Genomic DNA, 19114 nt, shown 5'->3' with positions numbered 1-19114 from the left:
TCTCAAGGACGAGCTCGTCAGTCGCTAGCAGCGCCGCCGCCCTCGTCAGTGACCGCCTTATAGACCCACACCCCAGAAACAGTCAACACCAACAAAACAAAAAAATGAAGAAATTAAATAAGTATATGATTCTTAAAACGTTTTGGTGATTTGCTTCCGGCATCGTGCCTCCACGCGACCGTTCGGAGGTCAAATTTCAGCATCGGCGTGACGCGCTCGATGCCCTCCGTCATGCACGGCGTCACACACGGCAACAGACGTCAAAACGCGCTACAATGGTATTGCCCACCACCTCTCAGGCGGCGAACAGCACCAGTCGGCAGTTGCGCGCGATTCTTCAACGCCCTTCCCTTCTGATGATTGGCGAACCGTCGCTGGGTCTTGCGCTACTGGTCGTCGATCAGGTTTATGAGAGTATAGCGCGGCTGAGCGACGGTGGCCCACGCTTCTGGTCGTCGAGCAGTCGACCGCACGTGTGCCTGGATCTGGCTCGCGCCTTTATGTGCTTCGCAACGGCTATGCCGGGCTCCACGCTAAGACCGCGTGAGGTTTGGAAGGAGAAACACGTTGAAATACGATTACTGCATTATCGGCGGCGGCATCGTCGGACTCGCCACAGCCATGCGTCTTCTCGAGGCCCGCCCCGGCAGCAGTCTGATCCTTCTTGAAAAGGAAGATTTTCTAGGCAAACATCAAACCGGCCACAATAGCGGCGTCATCCACGCCGGCATCTACTACGCGCCGGGAAGCCTGAAGGCTGAACTCTGCCGCAAAGGGGCCATCGCCACCAAGGAATTCTGCGAACAGAATTCCATCCGCTACGACGTGTGCGGCAAGCTCGTCGTCGCCACCTCGGACCAGGAAGTGGTGCGCATGGACGCGCTCTACGAGCGCTCGAAGCAAAACACTATCGAAGTCCATCGTCTCTCGGCCGCTGAACTTGTCGAGCGGGAACCCAACATCGTCGGCATGGGGGCTTTATACGTGCCCTCAACCGGTATCGTCAGCTATCTCGATGTATGCCGCAAGATGGGCGCGCGCATCGTCGACGGCGGTGGAGAGATACGTTTGTCGACCCGTGTCACCGGCATTCGCGAGAAGACCGATTGCGTGGAAATCGACAGTGACGGCGCAAGCTGGCGGGCCAACGAACTGATCGTGTGCGGCGGGCTGCAGGCCGATCGCCTGGCGCGTCTGGCAGGCCTTGCCGTCGACTTCCGGATCGTACCCTTCCGCGGCGAATACTATCGGCTGCCCGCAAACAAGAACGACATCGTCAAGCATCTTATCTACCCTGTCCCGGATCCGTCGCTCCCGTTTCTCGGGGTCCATCTGACGCGCATGATCGACGGCAGTGTGACGGTCGGTCCAAACGCAGTCCTCGGGTTTGCCCGCGAAGGCTATCCTAAGCTCTCCCTCAATTTTGCGGACGTGACAGATTACGCGCTTTTCCCCGGATTCTGGAAAACGGTCTTCGCCAATCGCCGTTCGGCCGTGAAGGAACTTCGAAACTCCCTGTGGAAGCCGGGCTATCTCGATGAGTGCCGAAAATACTGCCCCGAACTGCGGCTCAGCGACCTGCTGCCGCACGAGGCAGGCATAAGAGCTCAGGCCGTCAAGGCGGATGGCTCCCTCGTGCACGACTTCCTCTTTGCCCAGACGGACAGAACCCTGCATGTCTGCAACGCGCCATCTCCCGCCGCAACCTCGGCCATACCCATCGCAGAGATGATTGTTTCCCGGCTGGGGTCGATGTGTCGGCAATCCGCGCCCTTCAGACCAAACGGTCAGTAGCAAACACACGAAGTTACGCCACCGATCCTTGCGAACGACGCAGACACCGGAGATTCAATTTGGACGGAGCAGGTCAATGTCAATCGGCTTGGGCGGGAGGATGTCTGTAGGTTTTGATCCACGCCCCCGTGAACGGGATCGCGTAAATGATCCGGCCATGCCCGTGCCGCCTGGCGTGGTCCAGGGCAAAACCGAGCGATGCCAGCGTCTTGCCACCGCCCGTCGGTACGGTCAGCGTGAAAAGACCCGGAGCCTCCCCCGCTCTGGCGCGGACGTGCCACAGGACTTGGGAACGCAAGCGATTGAGATCGCCTTCAAGAGCCTGAAAGCCATCTATATGGGCGTCGAAACGTTCTATGAAGTGATCGACCAGCTCGGCCAGCTTCGGCCAGTCGCGATCCGCGCCTGCTTCACCGATGCTGGCGTAATAAGCTTCCGTATCCTTGAAATCGGCATCCACAAGGCATGAGAAAATCATCCGGCCCATGAAGGAGACCGCAAAGTCCCGTGTCTCCTTCCTAAACGGCGCACGGCTCATCAGCGCATGCGGGACAAGGGCGGAAAGATCGACCTGCAACTCATCCCGCCATGCCCCATCAATGGCTACCGAACGCTCCATGCGCTGATTGTAACAGGCATCCGTCTCGTTCGTTCGGTCGGGCAGACCGGCGTGATGACCGAGAATGGCATAGGCGATCAATTCCGCGATCAACCTGTCTTTGGGTGGAACCAGTCCAAGCAAAACCTGCGCGCCGGCGGTGGAGTGGTCGACGCGAAGTTCCCGCCCTTCGAGCTTCAACTGGAAGGCAGGATTGTATTTGCCGAGATCATGAAATAGCCCGGCGATAAAGGCCGCCCCCTCGAGGCCGAAGCTTTTCACCATCAGCGCAGCCCGCTCCGCCACCGCAGACAGGTGATTGGCGAGCCCCTGCCAGTCGCGCTTGTCCTCCTCCCGTCCCGTATGCGCATACCAAGTCATTAGCACCCCCATCGCCATTGGTTGCAGAGACCAGATCTCAAAGCAATCATAAAGTGCCGCGAAAACGATGCGAATCGTCAAAAAAATCGGACTTGGAAAGATCAAAAAGCAAAGCTGTTGAGCCGCGAATTCATTCACTTTAAACGGGCTACCACCTGTCGCAGGCATGCAATCCTAATGTGTGAACTTAGAGGTCGTACGCCGAGGTTTGCAAAAATTTGATTGCTGCGATGCTGATACGGGAACCCATGCCCGCAATCCGCGTTGTTTCGAAGCTTTTCTGGAGCTACGCTCATGACCAATTCCTTTGCCCGCCGGACCGTGATCATCTCCGCGTTGGCAGCGACGTATCCGATTATTCTGACAGAGATGGTTCTTGTCCGGACAGCCAGAGCCGAGAACATCCTGGCCGTGCCTGTGACGGCGATTGTCGCCCATTCCGAGACGCTTGATCGCGTGATCAATGGCATTGGCACCGTCGCGCCCCTGCAGTCGGTCACGGTGCGGCCCCGCATCGACGGTCAGGTGGTGGAGGTGCCCTTCACGGAAGGTCAGATGGTCGAGAAGGGGAGCGTGCTTCTGAAGCTGGATGACCGGGAGCTCGTCTCGGCGGTCAACTCCGCCCGCGCCAAGAAGGCGCAGGACGAGGCGCAGTTGCATAATGCGCAGTCGGATGCGCAGCGCTATGCATCGCTCGCCTCAAAGGGGGCGGCATCGACCTCGACCATGGAAGAAAAGAACGCGCTGAGCCAGCAATATGCCGCAGCCGTTCAATATGACGACGCGATGATCAAGAGCGCGGAAACGCAGCTCGGCTTCGCCACCGTTGTCGCTCCGTTTACCGGCCGAACCGGCTTCCGGCAGGTCGATGTCGGCAGCGTCATCAGCGCCAGTTCGACAAGCGGGATCGTGACGGTCACGCAGATGGACCCCATTGCCGTCTCCTTCGTCGCCCCAGGCGACCGCTTTGAAGAAATCCGTGACGCGCTTGAGAAGGGGATCGCCGAGGTGACGCTGACCAGCACGGATGGCACCCGGACGCTGGCAAAGGGCAAGCTGACGACGATGGACAACGCGGTCGATGCGACGAACGGTTCGATCCATCTGAGAGCGACCTTCGACAACAAGAACGGCTCGCTCTGGCCCGGATTGCCGGTCGCAACGACGTTGACGGTGGACAAGGTGAAGGGCGTTGTCGTCCCCGACAAGGCCTTGGCGCGCGGCCGCGACGGGCTCTATGCCTATGTCGTCGGAAAGGACGGCAAGGTGTCGAAGAAAAACGTGCAGACGGCCTTTGTTACCGACGCCCGTGCGCTCGTCAAAAGCGGCATCAGCGATGGCGATCAGGTGGTGATGGATGGCCAGTCGCGCATCGGCGATGGCGAGAAGGTCGAGGTCACCCCGTGGACAGGCTCGCCGACCGGCGAACTCGCGCAGAAGGCATCCCAATGACAATCGAAACCGGACAGCCGACGCCTGCGCCAAAATCTCGAACTTCCGGTTTTTTCGACTTCTTCATCATGCATCCGATCGCGACCGGCCTGATCATGGCGGGGATTTTCCTGATCGGCGCGATCTGCTATCCGATCATGCCGGTCTCTTCGCTGCCGCAGATCGATTTTCCGACCATCCAGATTGAGGCCAGCCTGCCGGGCGCGTCGCCGGAGACCATGGCGGCGAGCGTTGCCCAGCCGATCGAGCAGGCGCTTTCGCGAGTCAGCGGCGTCAAGGAAATGACCTCCAACAGCTCGCTCGGCACGACCTCGATTGCCGTGCAGTTCGATCTCGACAAGAATATCCAGACCGCCGCCAGCGATGTGCAGACCGCGATCAGCGAGGCCGCGGGCCAATTGCCGAAGGACATGGCGTCGCTGCCGACGGTTCACAAGGCCAACCCGGCCGACGCGCCGGTCATGCAATTGTCGGCGACCTCCGACACGCTGACACTGCCGGAACTTGACCAGTATATAGAGCGCAATGTTGCCTCGAAAATCGGGCAGGTCTCCGGCGTCGCCTTCGTCAACATTGGCGGCAAGCAGCGGCCGGCCATCCGCATCGCGGTCGATCCGGGCCGTCTCGCCCAGGCCGACATCACGCTGGAAGATGTGCGCACCGCCATCGGCAATCTCAGCCTCAGCGCGCCGAAGGGCAATATCGACGATCCAACCCGCACCTTCCCGATCTACACCAATGACCAGATCGAAACGAGCGCCGGGTGGAACGACGCCGTGATCGCCTATCGCAATGGTGGACCTGTTCGCATTCGCGATATCGGACAGGCGGTCAACGGCGCCGAAGACAACAAGATGGCGCATTGGACCAATGGCGCCCGCGGTATCGCACTCGACGTCTTCCGCCAGCCCGGCGCCAATGTCATCGAGGTCGTCAATGCCATCAAAGAGCAGCTGCCGGCGCTTCAGGCCACGCTGCCGAAATCGATCAAGCTGGAACTCGTGACGGATCGCACCACAACGATCAGAAGCTCCGTCGATGATGTGCAATTCACGCTGATGCTGACCATCGGTCTGGTGGTAGCGGTGATCTTCCTGTTCCTGCGCAACGTTCGCGCGACGATCATTCCGGTTCTGACGCTGCCGATTGCCCTGGTCGGCTCGCTCGCGCCCATGTGGATCATGGGCTACAGCCTCGATAACCTGTCGCTCATGGCGCTCGTCGTCGCCGTCGGCTTCGTCGTGGATGACGCGATCGTGATGCTGGAAAACATCACGCGGCACATCGAAGACGGCATGGCCCCGCTGGAGGCGGCACGCAAGGGCGCGGGTGAGATCGGCTTCACCATCGTGTCGATCAGCCTGTCGCTGATTGCCGTCCTGATCCCCATTCTGCTCATGGGCGGGATTGTCGGGCGGCTGTTCCGCGAATTCGCAATGACGCTCACCGTGGCCATCGTGATTTCGGCCATCGTCTCCCTGACACTCACCCCGATGCTCGCCTCGCGCTTCATCAAGCGGACGGACGAGGAGACGCATGGCCGCTTCTACAAGGCGGGCGAAGCTTTCTTCGACGGGCTGACATCGCTCTACATGCGCAGCCTGAAGCCGGTGATGCGCCACCGATATCTGACATTCATCGTCTTTCTCTGCGCCGTTGCCGCGACAGGCTATATCTTTGTCACGATCCCGAAGGGCTTCTTTCCCGAGCAGGACACGGGCTTCATTGACGGTCTCTCGCAGGCCTCGCCCGATATTTCCTTCACCGAAATGGCCAAACTTCAGGAGCGGGTCAGCGCCATCATCCTGAAGGACCCGGCAGTCTACAGCGTCTTCATGGACATTGGCGGCGGCAATGGCGGCAATGCGATGAACCAGGGCCACGTCAACATCACGCTCAAGCCCTTGAGCGAGCGCAATGTAAGCTCCAAGGAGGTGATTGACCGCCTCAGCCAGGCGCTGAACGCGCAGCAAGGCATCAAGCTCTTCATGCATTCCGCGCAGGACATCAATATCGGCGCCCGCCCGGCCAAGACACAATATCAGTTCACCCTTCAGGATGCGGACATTACGGAGCTGGACAACTGGGCGGCGAAAATCACCGAGCGTCTTCAGGGCCTTCCCGATCTGCGCGATGTCGGCAGCGACCAGCAGGCGGAAGCGCCGAGGCTTGCCATCACCATCGACCGTGCCGCCGCAACGCTCTACGGCGTGATGCCCGCCAATATCGACCAGACGCTTTACGATGCATTCGGACAACGCCAGGTCGCGTCCTATTCGACCCAGAGCGACACCTATCATGTGATCCTCGAAGTCCTGCCGAACTTGCAACGGGACATTGCAACCCTCGACCGCCTGTCGGTGCGAGCCAATAACGGGACGCTCGTGCCGCTGTCTGTCGTGGCGAAATGGACGACGGACAGTGTCGCGCCGGTCTCGATCTCGCATCAGGGCCAGTCGCCGGCGGTCACTGTGTCTTTCAATCTGGCGCCCAATGTTGCGCTCGGCGATGCGACCAAGGCGGTGGAAAACGCGGTCCTGCAGATGCATCCGCCAGCATCCCTGCAAACCGGCTTTTCCGGCAGCGCCAAGGCGTTCAAGGATTCGCTCTCAACCGTGCCGCTTCTGATCCTCGCCTCGCTGGTCGTCGTCTATATCATTCTTGGCGTGCTCTATGAGAGCCTCATCCATCCGCTGACGATCCTGTCGACATTGCCTTCCGCGGGCCTCGGCGCCCTGCTTGCCCTGCAGATCGCCGGTCTCGATTTCGGCCTCGTCGCGATGATCGGCGTCATCCTGCTGATCGGCATTGTGAAGAAGAACGGCATCATGCTGGTCGATTTCGCCATCGAAGCCGAGCGTAAGGAAAGCCTAAGCAGCGAAGAGGCGATCATGAAGGCGGCGCAGATGCGTTTCCGACCTATTCTGATGACGACAATGGCGGCCCTCCTCGGAGGCGTGCCCCTGGCAATCGGACATGGTGCAGGTTCGGAATTACGCCAGCCGCTGGGCTACGCCATCGTTGGTGGTTTGATCGTCAGCCAGATCCTGACTCTCTACACGACACCGGTCATCTATCTGCTTCTCGACAAGCTGCGGAACAGAAAGGACGCGAACGCTCTACCGGCATTTGCCCGATAGAAGCCCAAGCCGGTGCTTTCTGAACCGCGCCTGGGCAATCACATCGTCGTCGCCTGGGCCTCGGTAGTCCCGCCCGCCGACATATGTCTCGCCGAAAAAGAAGCAGGCCGCGCCCCTGTCATCACCTTCGTCGACATCATTGGTCCGTGCGCCGACGAGCAGATCGTCGAAGCCGTCGCCGTTTGCTGCAGGCAAGCTTGATCAGCGCGACCTAGCTTCCGTATCAGCAGATATGCGTGAGAGCCTTGTGGGTATCGGCATGATGGACGCGCTAGCCGAAGCCACAACGTCGGGCCGGCAACGGAATGCTGAGTTCATGCTGTTTCCAATTTGAACCAGCGCGTGTCGTATAGATTGAAGATGCTCAACCCTCGTCGATGATCTGCACGGCCATCTCCGCCAGCATGGGGATTGATGCGGCCATTTTGCGTCCGCGTTCCGGATCCGAGGCATTGCCATCAAGCACGCGGCGGTAAACTCCGTCGAGGATGGCCGCCAGCCGGAAGAAATTGAAGACCAGATAATACGGCCAGTGTGGAATTTCCGGAATTCCAGCCGCCTGGCAATAAATGGAAAGATATTCGTCTTCCGTTGGTATGCCGGCGGCCGCCCGGTCAATGCCGCCGAGACCGCTGATCACGCCCTGGTTCGGCAAGCGCCACTGCATGCATTGATAGGAAATATCGGCAATCGGGTGGCCAATGGTGGACAATTCCCAGTCGAGGAAACAGAGAATCTCGGGCTTTCTGGGATCGAAAATCATATTGTCGATGCGGAAATCGCCATGCACGAGAGAGGCGCTGTTATCCGCCGGCGAAGGCGTCTCGCTCAGCCAGGTGATGATACGATCGATATCGGGGCGCTTCTCGGTTTCGCTGGCGCGATATTGCGTTGTCCAGCGAGCTATCTGGCGCTCGAAATAATTGCCCGGCCGGCCGAAATCGCCGAGGCCGACCTCGTTCGGATCGACGCGGTGGAGAGCTGCCAGCGAGCGGGCCATGGCCTCATAATAAGCGCGGCGTTCCGAAGGGTCTATCTCGGCAAGGGCCGGGTCCCAGAAGATCCGTCCTTCCACATGTTCCATGACATAAAAAGCGGCCCCGATGACCTCGGTGTCGTCACACAGATGGATCATGCGCGCCAGTGGCACGCCGGTTCCTTTCAGCGCATCCTGCACACGATACTCACGTTCGATCGCATGCGCTGATTTCAGCAGCGTTCCAAACGGCTTGCGACGCAGCACGGCGCTGCTGCGTTCGAAATACAGCCTGTAAGTGGGATTGGACTGTCCACCCTTGTATCGCTGAATCCTCACGAGTTTGCCGGCTTCCGGCCACACGTGGCCGAGATAGGCTCCAAGGCGGTCCTGATCGAGATCAATATCGCAGCGGTCTTGCATGGTCATTTTCTAAGGGCTTCCGTCAGTCCGGAGAGGACATCAATATCAACGAAATCGAGAATGGGGTCGTCAAAGACGGCGCCAGCCATGATGCAGCCGCGCTTGAAGTCATCCATATGCTTCAACATCCATTTGGCAGCATTTTCTGGATCGTTCGCTGCAATTGAATCGTAGATGCGCTGATGCGCTGCGATCAGGCGATCGGTCGATTGGGCAAGGCGTGTGATGACGAAGTCGCTCGACGCATAGAGCAACAAGCCCAGCGGATCACGCGCCAGCGTCAGGGCCCGGTTGTTGGAAGCATGCGCGATCAGGCGATGAAACTCCATGTCGATCTTGACGATGGTCTTGGGATCGTCGCGCGACACCCGCGTCTGTTCGATATTGTCGGCAAGCGCCTCGAGCAGAGGCTTGGAAATGTTGTCGCAGGCAAGCCGGCTGGCAAGCGCTTCCAGCTCGCGCTGGACACGCCACAGCTCCTCCAGCGTGACCTTGTTGAGCGTCACCGAGCGGATGATGTTTTCCGACGAACGGCTGGCATCCGGGGCTGAAACGACAAGGCGTCGGGCGCTGTTGCGTGTCACGAGACCGCTCTGCTCCAGCAGTCGAATGCCTTCGCGCACGGTCGAGCGCTTGACCTGAAGGATGTCGCACAGCTCCGCCTCCGTCGGCAGCGGCTCATCAATTTTCAGCTCTCCACGCAGGATCGCGTCCTCAAGCTGGTTGAAGACTTCCCGATAGGAGGTCTGAACGACAATGGGACGCGCTTTCATTTTCCATCTCTCCGGTGCCTCTGGAGCATTGTGAGATACCAATGGCGAAACCCTCTTGCAAGAAGTCTATTAATCTGAATATAGTGATATCACATTGTCAGACAAACGGATATTAGGCAACAGCAAAGCGCGTGTGACATGACACAATCTTCAGGAAAAATGGCGGCCGCCCAGGGGCCAAGAAGACGCTTCAAGGCGAGCCACGAAAACATCGTCATCGCCATCACGGTTATCCTGTTTGTCGGGTTCAGCCTGTTTCTGAATGGCTTCCTGACGACGGGGAACCTCCTCACGCTGCTGCGCAGTGTGTCGGTTCTCGGCATTCTCGGTGTAGGAATGGCCGTTGTCGTCATCAGTCGGGGTATCGATCTGTCCCTGATCGCAACCCTTGCGGTGGGCGCCGGCGTTGCAATCGTTCTTTCGCGCCCGGACGGCCCCTTGCCCGGCGGCCTGCCTTTCTGGCAGGGTGCCCTGCTCGGGCTGGTTTTCGTCGTCATCGTGACGGCATTGACCGGCGCGATCATTGCCTATGCCGATCTGCCGGCGGTTTTCACGACGCTCGCCATGGGCAGTGTGATCTACGGTGTGGGGCGTGTGCTCTTCCTGCCGGCCGAGGCCAATTATCTGCCGGAGAGCGCCACCTGGGTCTTCGCACTCGGCAGGGGCCAGCTTTTTGGCATTCCGATCTCGATCATCTGCTTCCTGGTCGTGCTGGTGCTGGTTCACATCGTCTTGCGCAAGACGGCTTTGGGGCTCTTCATCTACGCCATGGGCGACAATCCAGTGGCGGCGCGCTCCGCCGGCATTCCCGCGCGTCCAGCGACCGTGGTGATCTATGTCTTCGCTGGTCTGGTTGCCTATTTTGCGGGTCTTCTAACGGCTGGCGCGGTGAACAACATCAACACGCGCATGTTCAACTCGACGCTTATCTACGATGTGCTTCTCGTCGTCGTTGTCGGCGGGATCGGGCTGTCGGGCGGGCGCGGGGGGATGAAGAACGTACTGATCGGAACACTGCTGATCGGAACGCTGCTCAACGGCATGATTATTCTGAACATTTCCTACAACGAGCAGAGTTTGATCAAGGGCTTGATCCTTCTGCTGGCAATCCTTGTTGATACGATCCTGAACCCGCGCGACGAGCAGACAAGTCAACAAGGCGACATCTGAACCACTTGAAACCCTACTGTCATATTCTGGGAGGAAAGAATGACATCGCTTAAAATCAAACTCGCAGGCCTGGCTCTGGCCTTCATGCTGCCCCTGACTGCCGTGGCGCGCGCCGAGGACATGGGGATCGACGATCCCCAGCGCGATGCCTATTACGAGGCGCTGAAGGGCAAGAAAGTCGTCTTCGTGCCACTGGCTCTCGGCTTCGATTTGACCGACGGCTGGTATGCAAGCCTCAAGAACCAGCTTGAGCCTCTAGGCGTCAGCGTCGATGTGCGCGACCCGAACTGGAGCACGGATGCCGGTTCCCGTGCCATCACCTCGCTGATTGCCGAAAAGCCGGACGCCATCGTTGTCCACAATCCCGACGTTCAGACCTATGCCAAGCTGCTGCGCAAGGCAGAGCAAGCCGGCATTCGTGTCCTTCAGATCAACATGAAATCAGCTTATGCGACCGATGTATTCGCTGGCGCCGACTATATGGATATCGGCCGCCGGGCTGCCGAAGCTGTGGTGGCCAAGTGCGGTCAGGGCACATCCGGCAAGATCGCGATCGTTCAGGGCGTACCGACTGCGGCGGCGAGCGCCTATCAGCTTCGCGGAATCTCCAAGGTTCTCGAGAAGCACCCCGAGATCAAGATCGTCTCCAATCAGGCAGCCGACTGGGATGCTTCCAAGGCCCGCGCCATCACCGAAACCACCTTGCAGCAGAACAAGGATCTGTGCGGCATTATCGGCTTCTGGGACGGTATGGATGTGGGCACGGGTGCGGCCGTCAAGCAGGCCGGACGCGACAAGGACGTCTTCATCGTCACGTCGGGCGGTGGCGGAAAGGCCGGCTGCGACAATCTGAAGGACGGCGTGTTCGACCTCGATATCAGCTATGACGTGCCCGGCCAGGCCCGCGATCTGGCAAATGGCATCAAGGCGCTTTTCCAGTCCAAGTCCAAGCCCGGTGAAAACAACTATTCGCTCTACACTCAGTTGCAGATGCTGACAGCCGACAATCTCGACAAGTATCGAAATTTCGGTGCCTGCTGGACCGTCGAAGGCCTCGCCTCGAAGTAAGTTGCTCCCAAGGCAAGGGCGGTGGCTGCCAGGACGGCCGCCGCCCACACACCCCTCAAAAACATTCGAGTTGAAGTCGTGGCGATGCTGGAAACCTACAGAAAGTGGCGCTATCGGGTCGTGCCCGATCACGTCCTTGGCGAAATTCTCTCAAAGCGCTGGATCGACAATGCAATTCCGTTCTCGGTCTTGATTTTGCTTCTGATCGGACTTTACGTGAGCCTGCCGGGCTTCTTTTCGCCCTATGCGCTGAGCGAATATAGCCGCCAGTTTGCGGAACTTGGCCTTGTCACACTTGCGCTGGCGGTTGTCATGCTCGGCGGCGGCATCGATCTGTCGGTCGGGTCCATTTTCGCCGTGTGCAATTTCGTCGCTCTGTACTGCGTCCACGCTCTGGGGCTCAATCCGGCTCTGGCCTTCGTGCTGACCGGGCTGACGGGCATTCTCTGCGGGGCGTTCAATGGTGTGCTGATCGGCTTTTTGAGGATGCGCGCCTTCCTGACGACGCTCGTCTCGCTGATCATCTTCCGAGCCATCGTCGATATTCTGCTGCTCAAATATGCGCTGGCGATTTCCTCCGTCTTTCCGGACTCGGACGTTTGGGCAGCCATTGGCGAAGGGGCGTTTTTCGGGTTTCCCTATACGATCATCGCCACCGCCCTGATCTTCGTGTTCACGCATATTGTGATCAGTCGCATGCGGGCGGGCTGGCATCTGGTCTCGGTCGGTGGTGCGCGGCGTTCCGCCTATAATGCCGGCATCAATGTCCGGCGCACGGTCTTCTTCACCTATGTCGTCAGCGGCCTTTTGTGCTCCATAGCTGCCTATATGTACGCTGCACGGCTTGCCAGCACCGGCGCGGAAACCGGTATGGGCATGGAAATGGTGGCGCTGACGGCAGCCATTCTCGGTGGCACGAGCCTTGGCGGCGGCCGTGGCTCGGCGGCCAAGGCGCTGCTCGGCGGCCTGATCGTGCTTTTCCTGTCGAACGGCCTGATCCAGTTCGGGATTCAGGGCGGAGCGACTGCGCTGGTCTTCGGCCTGACGCTCTTGCTCTCGGTCATTGTCGAGGTGCGCTGGACCAAGAACCGTACCAAACTTCTCAACAAGGTCTATGTCTCTCCGGCTTATTCGGCATTGCCGGCAGCACCCGAAACTGCGGCGGATAGCGCCTCGCCCTATGCCCAGAACAACAGGCTGCGCGAGGTTGAACTGATCGGCCTCGGCGATGTCGAGGGGCCGGAAGACGTGATCCTGGACGCCGAGGACAACCTCTACACCGGCACCCGCCATGGCGACATCGTCCGCTTCTTCGCCCCAGATTACAAACGACATGAGATTTTCGCCCATATCGGTGGCCATCCGCTCGGTCTGGCCTTCGATAGACAGGGCAATCTCGTGACCTGTGTCGGCGGCATGGGCGTCTATGCTGTCTCGCCTGCCGGCGATGTCAGAAAGGTGACGGACGAGACCAACCGCTCGCTGACCTCGATCATCGACGATTCGCGCCTTAGCCTTGCCGACGACCTCGACATCGCGCCTGACGGACGGATCTTCTTCTCTGAGGCGACCAAACGTTACGATCTGCACAATTGGCCGGTCGACGCGCTCGAAAGCCGCGGCAACGGGCGCATCGTCTGTTACGATCCGGCGACGGGGCGAACACGGACCGTTCTGACAGGGCTCGTCTTCCCGAATGGCATCTGCATGAGCCGCGATGGCAAGTCATTCCTCTTTGCCGAAACCTGGGCCTGCCGCATCTCGCGCTACTGGTTTGACGGTCCGAAAGCCGGCAAGGTCGAGGTGGTGATCGACAATCTTCCCGGTTATCCCGACAATATCAACCGCGCCTCCGATGGCGGCTACTGGCTGGCGCTGGTCGGCATGCGCGGCCCCGCGCTCGATCTCGCGCTGAAAATGCCGGACTTCCGCAAACGCATGTCGCGCCGGGTTTCGGGATCGAACTGGCTGTTTCCGAACATCAACACCGGGTGCGTTCTCAAATTCACCGAGGCGGGCGAGGTCGTCACCTCGCTTTGGGATCTCGGCGGCGTCAATCATCCGATGGTGACGTCCATGCGCGAGCACAAGGGCCACCTTTATCTGGGCGGCATCTCCAACAACCGCATCGGGAAATACAAATTGCCGGACGCCGATGCGTCCTGGCAGGGCACCCAATCCTATTGGGGGGACAAGACATGATTGCCGCGATCAGACGTCATATCGATCACTTCTTCGGACGGGGCGAGGCCAGCATTTTCGTTCCCGTCATGGATGGACCGTTGAAGGCGAACGAGACGCTGGATGCCTGTGAGGTACGGCACCGGATTGAAGCCATTGACAATCTGACCGCCTACGGGACGGGCCTTCTGGCCAGTAGCGGTCCGAAACTTCTCCGCATCGTCGGGGTCGATCTTGAAACGGTAGCCGAGTTCAGCAGTCCGATTTCAGCACTCGCTGTCGCCGAGGACGGACGCGTCGCCATCGGACTTGACGAGGGGCGGGTTTTGCTGACCGCAGCAGCCGGTGGCGATCGCCTCGCGACGCTCGATATTGCCTGCCCCACCGCATTGCTTTTTCTTAATGACGGCCGGCTGGCAATTGCCAGCGGGTCCGCAGAGAATGCGCCCGACCGCTGGCGCCGCGACCTCATGGACCATGGCGCGACCGGCAGTGTGCTGCTCTGGGCCGGCGATTCATCCGCGCCCGTTACTTTGGCGCGCGGGCTCGCCTGGCCTTACGGGCTGGCCCAGGCGCCGTCTGGCCAGCTGGTCGTGTCGGAAAGTTGGCGGCATCGTCTCGTGCTCATCGATCCGCTGAGGCCGGGCGCGGCGCCCGCACCCACACCGTTAGAACGGCTACCCGGCTATCCCTCCCGGATCGTGCGGGCGCACGGCGGAGGCTACTGGCTCAGCGTGTTTGCACCGCGCAATCAGCTTGTCGAATTCACGCTATCGGAAATCGAATATCGCCAGCGAATGATGGCCTCGGTGCCAGAAGAATTCTGGGTGGCGCCGATGCTGCGCTCGGCACGCGACTTCCGCGAGCCGCTTCAGGGCGGCGGCGTCAAGCAGATGGGCATTCTGAAACCTTGGGCACCCACCTTTTCCTACGGTTTGGTCATTCGTCTCGGAAACGATCTGCGGCCCTTGTCGAGCCTGCACAGCCGCGCCAATGGCCGGGTTCATGGCATCACCAGTCTGGCAACGGCGCATGTTGACGGCTTGCAGCATCTGTGGATCGGCGCGAAGGGCGATGGCCTCGTCCTTGCGGTGGCAGAGTCGGAGGTTTGACATGAGCGAGACACCGATCATTGAAATTCGCGACGGCCGCAAGGAATTCCATGGCGCGGTTGCGAATGAAGACATCAATTTTCGTCTCATGCCCGCCGAAGTCCATTCGCTGCTTGGCGAGAACGGAGCGGGCAAGTCCACGATGACGAAGATCATGGCGGGCGTGCATCAGCTCACCGCCGGCAAGCTGCTTCTAGACGGTGAGGAAATCGCCTTTCGATCGCCAGCCGATGCGCTCTCGAAGGGCATTGCAATGGTGTATCAGGAAAACAGCCTTGTCCCGACCATGTCGGTCGCTCAGAATATCTATCTGGGCGACGAGAAGCTGTTCAACGGTCTGCGCAAACTCAATATTGCCGCGCAGCAATTCCTCCAGTCGCTGAACTTCCATGTCAATCCGACGCTCTATGTGTCGGAACTGGGCGCGGCCCAGCGCCAGATGGTGGAGATTGCGCGCGCCGTGCATCACAAGGCACGGGTGATCATCTTCGACGAACCGACAGCAACCCTGACGCCCGAGGAAAAGCACCATTTCTTCAGCCTTGTAAGACGGCTGAAGAAAAGTGGGGTCGCGATCATCTTCATTTCGCATGCGCTTGAAGAGGCGCTCAGCATTTCCGATTCGATTACCGTGCTGCGGGACGGGCGGATCGTGGACAGCGGACCCTGCGCCGAATTCGATCGAGGCCGCATCGTCAAGGCGATGATCGGCCGCGACCTCTCGGACTCCGCCTATGCGGACCTTGCAAGTCGCGAGATCAAGCAGCGCCCGCCCGGCGATCGCACACTCAGCGTCGAAAACATCTCCATGGGTGTTGCCGTGCGCAACGCGTCTTTTTCGGTCTTTTCGGGACAGGTCACCGGCGTGTTCGGCCTGATCGGTTCGGGCCGCACCGAAATGATGAAAGTGGTTGCAGGCATCTACAAGCGCGACCTCTTTCATGGCGGCAATGTCATGCTGGAAGGCCGTCCGATACGCTATCGCGTGCCGGGTCCGGCCGTCGAAGACGGAATCGTTTACGTGACCGAGGATCGCAAAAGCGAAGGCTTCTTCGATACGATGACGATCGGCCAGAACATTCAGGTCGGCGACACGGTGGCCAATCGCAGCATGTGGAATGTCATCGATTATCGCAGCGCCCGAGACCTGGCGGACCACTGGATCAAGCGTTTGAATATCCGCGCGATCAGCAGCGATGCCAAGGTGATCGAACTCTCCGGCGGCAATCAGCAGAAGGTTGTGATTGCCAAGGCGCTGACCAAAACGCCGAAGCTGGTAATCTTTGACGAACCCACGCGCGGCGTCGATGTCGGCGCCATCCGCGAGATCCATGAGTTCATTCAGCAACTCGCGGACGAGGGAATCGCTGTCGTCGTTGTTTCGTCCTACCTGCCTGAAATCCTGACGCTTTCCGACCGAATCCTCGTGGCACGCCAGGGGCAGATTGTCGAGGAATTCGAAGCGCGAGATGCCAGTGAGGAAAAGATCATCTTTGCCGCCGTTCACTGACGCGTCGGCGCCGCGCCGAGCCGTCGCAGACCTGTCGTTACTAGAGACGGATGTCTTGTCGTGCGCGTGACGAAAATTTGAGGAGCACATCATCATGGCGGGCTTTGCGCTCAACGAGATCGGCTTGCATCGTGAAACCCATTTCGGAAATAGATCTGTTCTGTGTCTGACGCCGCGTCCTCATGACATGCGCGATATCTTCGATACCGCCGTTCGCCTTGCGCCCGAACGCGTGGCGGTGCGCGATGCGCAAAGGGCGCTGACCTATGCTGCGCTGGATGCGGAGGCCACGAAATTTGCCTCAGCTCTTGGCGCTGCCGGCCTGTGCCCCGGTGATCGCATCGCTCTCAACACCGGAAACAGGATCGAATTCGTTGTGGGGCTTCTGGCCGCCTTCAAGGCCGGCTTTATCGCCATGCCGGTCGGCCATCGTCACCGCCGCGCCGAACTGGTGGGGCTTTATCGCGATGCCGGCGTCTGTGCGGTTTTGTGCGATGCGGAAACAGCGCCGGAACAGCCAGACCGAACGGAGGTGCCTTCGCTTCGACTTTATATCGGTGTCGCTACGGATGTTGTGAGCGCCGGGGAGCAAGGTACATCCTATGCCGAGCTTCTGGGGACGGCGCCGTTGCACCCGCAGTTCGAACAGCCGAAAATCGACGAAGATGCCTGCGCGGTGCTGATGTACACGTCAGGCACAACCGGCAGGCCAAAAGGGGCGAAGATCACCCATTTCGGCATGGTTCACACCGTTCTGCATTACAGGATGGTCTTCCAGTTGAAGGATGGCGAGGTCTCCGTGCTCGCGGTTCCCTGTACCCATGTGACAGGGCTTGCCGCTCAGATCCTTGTCATGTTCGGCTGTGCGGGCACATTGGTCATGATGCCACATTTTGACACCGGCCGGTTCGTCGAACTCGCCGCGCAACACGCCCTGACATACACGATCATGGTACCGGCCATGTACACGCTTCTGCTCCATCGAGATGCGCTGAAAAACGTGGCCTTGCCGACTTGGCGCATCGGAGCGTTTGGCGGCGCCCCGATGCCTGAGGCCATCAGGCTTCGGCTGGCTGAAACCCTACCGCATCTCAGCCTTCACAATGCCTATGGCGCAACCGAGACAACCTCTCCCGCAACGCTGGTTCCGCTCGGGCTTTCGGCTGTCACAGACAGTGTTGGCCGCGTTGTTCCCTGCGGCGAGCTGCGCATTGTCGACGATGCCGGTCGCGATGTAGCAGAAGGGGAGGAAGGCGAACTTCTGATCAAGGGGCCCATGGTCGTCCCGGGCTACTGGGAAAATCCGGAGGCCGATGCGCTTTCGTTCCACGACGGCTACTGGAAGTCCGGCGATATCGCCGCACGCGATGCCGAGGGCAATATCCGTATTCGCGACCGCAAGAAGGATGTCATCAATCGCGGCGGCTACAAGATTTTCAGCGCCGAGATCGAGAACCTTCTGCTGGAATACGAAGGTGTCCGCGAGGCGGCGCTGGTGCCCTATCCTTGTGCGGTTCTTGGCGAGCGTGCTCATGCCTTCGTCTATGCCGGCGAAGGCATGAGTACGGTTAACGAGGCGATGCTGCGCGCGTTTCTAGCCGCGCGGGTGGCCGATTATAAGGTGCCTGATCGTTTCACGATCCGCACCGAGCCTCTGCCGCGCAACGTCAATGGAAAGCTGGTGAAGACCGAACTCAGACAGGAGGCTGCTCGTGCCGGCATCTAAGTCAACAGGCCGGTTCGCCGGAAAAACGGTACTGATCACGGGCGCCGCCGGGGGGCTCGGACGGCAGATGGCCGCCGACTTTGCCGATGAGGGTGCGCGGCTGCTGCTTTGCGACCGGGATGGCGCATTGCTGGAAGCATTGGCAGATGAACTCCGCGGGCATGGCGCCGAGGCGGTGATCTCCGTGGGCGACATCGCCCGTGAAACAACGGCGGCGGCCATGGTCGCGGCGGCGCTTGAAAATTTCGGCACGCTCGATATCGCCGTCAACAATGCCGGCATTGCTTCTACGCTTGCGCGGCTGGCGGAAACAGGTGCGGACGAGGCAGAACGGGTGATCGCGATCAATGTGCTCGGCGTCATTCATGCTATGCGTCATGAATTGTCGGCAATGAGCGAGGCCTTTGTCAGAACAGGGCAGCGCGCCGCGATCGTCAACATGGCCTCCGTTGCCGGCCTTGTCGGCGCGTCTCACCTCGCGGTCTACGCGGCCTCGAAACATGCCGTCGTCGGGCTGACGCGCTCGACTGCTCTGGAATATGCCCGCAGGGGTATCCGCATCAACGCGGTGTGCCCGTCATTCGCGCGTACCCCCATGCTCGGTCAGATCGCGCCCGGGCAGGATCACTCGGATGTCGATCAGCTGGCGCAAGGCATACCCATGCGCCGCCTGGCCGATCCGGCCGAAGTGTCCGTAGCGGTGCGGTTTGCGGCCGATCCGGACAACAGCTTTATGACCGGGCAGGCGCTGGGAATCGATGGCGGTCTGACCGCAATGTAAGAGCCCGCGACCGGGCGGAGGAATATGAG

Annotated in this window: 14 protein-coding genes; 11 read left to right on the top strand and 3 right to left on the bottom strand. The window is 59.8% G+C overall.

Going from position 1 to position 19114, the window contains the following annotated elements:
• Positions 1–567: 567 nt before the first annotated feature.
• Positions 568–1794 carry an L-2-hydroxyglutarate oxidase gene (gene lhgO, locus LQK83_RS21465; protein ID WP_269065842.1) on the top strand — a complete coding sequence of 409 codons (1227 nt, stop codon included), beginning with the start codon at positions 568–570 and terminating at the stop codon, positions 1792–1794.
• Between the two features lie 79 nt (positions 1795–1873).
• On the opposite strand, the gene LQK83_RS21460 is transcribed toward lhgO, so the two are convergent.
• Positions 1874–2941: a CRISPR-associated endonuclease Cas3'' gene (locus tag LQK83_RS21460; protein ID WP_230839527.1), complete on the bottom strand. Its 1068-nt coding sequence runs from the start codon at positions 2939–2941 to the stop codon at positions 1874–1876.
• 126 nt (positions 2942–3067) lie between these two features.
• On the opposite strand from LQK83_RS21460, the gene LQK83_RS21455 reads away from it, so the two are divergent.
• From LQK83_RS21455 to LQK83_RS21445, 3 genes are read left to right on the top strand one after another with little or no spacing between them, the layout of a single operon-like run.
• Positions 3068–4225: an efflux RND transporter periplasmic adaptor subunit gene (locus tag LQK83_RS21455; protein ID WP_230839526.1), complete on the top strand. Its 1158-nt coding sequence runs from the start codon at positions 3068–3070 to the stop codon at positions 4223–4225.
• Complete coding sequence (locus LQK83_RS21450) at positions 4222–7365, top strand: efflux RND transporter permease subunit (protein WP_230839525.1); 3144 nt, start codon at positions 4222–4224, stop codon at positions 7363–7365. Before LQK83_RS21455 ends, LQK83_RS21450 begins: the two co-directional genes overlap by 4 nt.
• A 12-nt stretch (positions 7366–7377) precedes the next feature.
• Positions 7378–7566 carry a hypothetical protein gene (locus LQK83_RS21445; protein WP_230839524.1) on the top strand — a complete coding sequence of 63 codons (189 nt, stop codon included), beginning with the start codon at positions 7378–7380 and terminating at the stop codon, positions 7564–7566.
• Between the two features lie 163 nt (positions 7567–7729).
• Here LQK83_RS21445 and LQK83_RS21440 read toward each other — a convergent pair whose 3' ends face one another.
• Positions 7730–8770, bottom strand: a complete 1041-nt coding sequence (locus tag LQK83_RS21440; RefSeq protein WP_230839523.1) for a phosphotransferase family protein — start codon at positions 8768–8770, stop codon at positions 7730–7732.
• Positions 8767–9537 carry a FadR/GntR family transcriptional regulator gene (locus LQK83_RS21435; protein WP_230839522.1) on the bottom strand — a complete coding sequence of 257 codons (771 nt, stop codon included), beginning with the start codon at positions 9535–9537 and terminating at the stop codon, positions 8767–8769. Before LQK83_RS21435 ends, LQK83_RS21440 begins: the two co-directional genes overlap by 4 nt.
• A gap of 159 nt (positions 9538–9696) precedes the next feature.
• Here LQK83_RS21435 and LQK83_RS21430 point away from each other — a divergent pair, with 159 nt between their 5' ends.
• From LQK83_RS21430 to LQK83_RS21400, 7 genes are all read left to right on the top strand, one after another.
• Positions 9697–10707 (top strand): ABC transporter permease, encoded by a 1011-nt coding sequence (locus LQK83_RS21430; RefSeq protein ID WP_230839521.1) that lies wholly within the window; start codon positions 9697–9699, stop codon positions 10705–10707.
• A 39-nt stretch (positions 10708–10746) separates the two neighbouring features.
• Positions 10747–11775 (top strand): sugar ABC transporter substrate-binding protein, encoded by a 1029-nt coding sequence (locus LQK83_RS21425; RefSeq protein WP_230839520.1) that lies wholly within the window; start codon positions 10747–10749, stop codon positions 11773–11775.
• 21 nt (positions 11776–11796) lie between these two features.
• Positions 11797–13977: an ABC transporter permease gene (locus LQK83_RS21420; protein WP_442966811.1), complete on the top strand. Its 2181-nt coding sequence runs from the start codon at positions 11797–11799 to the stop codon at positions 13975–13977.
• Positions 13974–15068 (top strand): strictosidine synthase, encoded by a 1095-nt coding sequence (locus LQK83_RS21415; protein ID WP_230839519.1) that lies wholly within the window; start codon positions 13974–13976, stop codon positions 15066–15068. The genes LQK83_RS21420 and LQK83_RS21415 overlap by 4 nt, the downstream gene beginning before the upstream one ends.
• Position 15069: 1 nt before the next feature.
• On the top strand, positions 15070–16578 hold the full coding sequence (locus tag LQK83_RS21410) for a sugar ABC transporter ATP-binding protein (RefSeq protein WP_230839518.1): 1509 nt from the start codon (positions 15070–15072) through the stop codon (positions 16576–16578).
• A 94-nt stretch (positions 16579–16672) separates the two neighbouring features.
• Positions 16673–18304, top strand: a complete 1632-nt coding sequence (locus tag LQK83_RS21405; RefSeq protein WP_230839517.1) for a class I adenylate-forming enzyme family protein — start codon at positions 16673–16675, stop codon at positions 18302–18304.
• The gene (locus LQK83_RS21400) at positions 18291–19085 is read left to right on the top strand and encodes an SDR family NAD(P)-dependent oxidoreductase (protein WP_230839516.1); all 795 of its coding nucleotides are present in this window, start codon (positions 18291–18293) and stop codon (positions 19083–19085) included. The genes LQK83_RS21405 and LQK83_RS21400 overlap by 14 nt, the downstream gene beginning before the upstream one ends.
• The last annotated feature ends 29 nt before the right edge of the window (positions 19086–19114 follow it).

It is taken from the genome of Rhizobium sp. C1 (assembly GCF_021026335.1).
In the GTDB taxonomy this organism is placed as follows: Bacteria; Pseudomonadota; Alphaproteobacteria; order Rhizobiales; family Rhizobiaceae; genus Ensifer_A.
Note: the sequence above shows the minus strand (reverse complement) of the source record. Positions and strands in the feature narration are given on the sequence as shown.

Bases quoted from the DNA above. Each gene is read 5' to 3' on its own strand.
- LQK83_RS21460 (WP_230839527.1), bottom strand. From the start codon at position 2,941: ATGCCTGCGACAGGTGGTAGCCCGTTTAAAGTGAATGAATTCGCGGCT.
- LQK83_RS21455 (WP_230839526.1), top strand. From the start codon at position 3,068: ATGACCAATTCCTTTGCCCGCCGGACCGTGATCATCTCCGCGTTGGCA.
- LQK83_RS21450 (WP_230839525.1), top strand. From the start codon at position 4,222: ATGACAATCGAAACCGGACAGCCGACGCCTGCGCCAAAATCTCGAACT.
- LQK83_RS21440 (WP_230839523.1), bottom strand. From the start codon at position 8,770: ATGACCATGCAAGACCGCTGCGATATTGATCTCGATCAGGACCGCCTT.
- LQK83_RS21435 (WP_230839522.1), bottom strand. From the start codon at position 9,537: ATGAAAGCGCGTCCCATTGTCGTTCAGACCTCCTATCGGGAAGTCTTC.
- LQK83_RS21430 (WP_230839521.1), top strand. From the start codon at position 9,697: ATGGCGGCCGCCCAGGGGCCAAGAAGACGCTTCAAGGCGAGCCACGAA.
- LQK83_RS21425 (WP_230839520.1), top strand. From the start codon at position 10,747: ATGACATCGCTTAAAATCAAACTCGCAGGCCTGGCTCTGGCCTTCATG.
- LQK83_RS21415 (WP_230839519.1), top strand. From the start codon at position 13,974: ATGATTGCCGCGATCAGACGTCATATCGATCACTTCTTCGGACGGGGC.
- LQK83_RS21410 (WP_230839518.1), top strand. From the start codon at position 15,070: ATGAGCGAGACACCGATCATTGAAATTCGCGACGGCCGCAAGGAATTC.
- LQK83_RS21405 (WP_230839517.1), top strand. From the start codon at position 16,673: ATGGCGGGCTTTGCGCTCAACGAGATCGGCTTGCATCGTGAAACCCAT.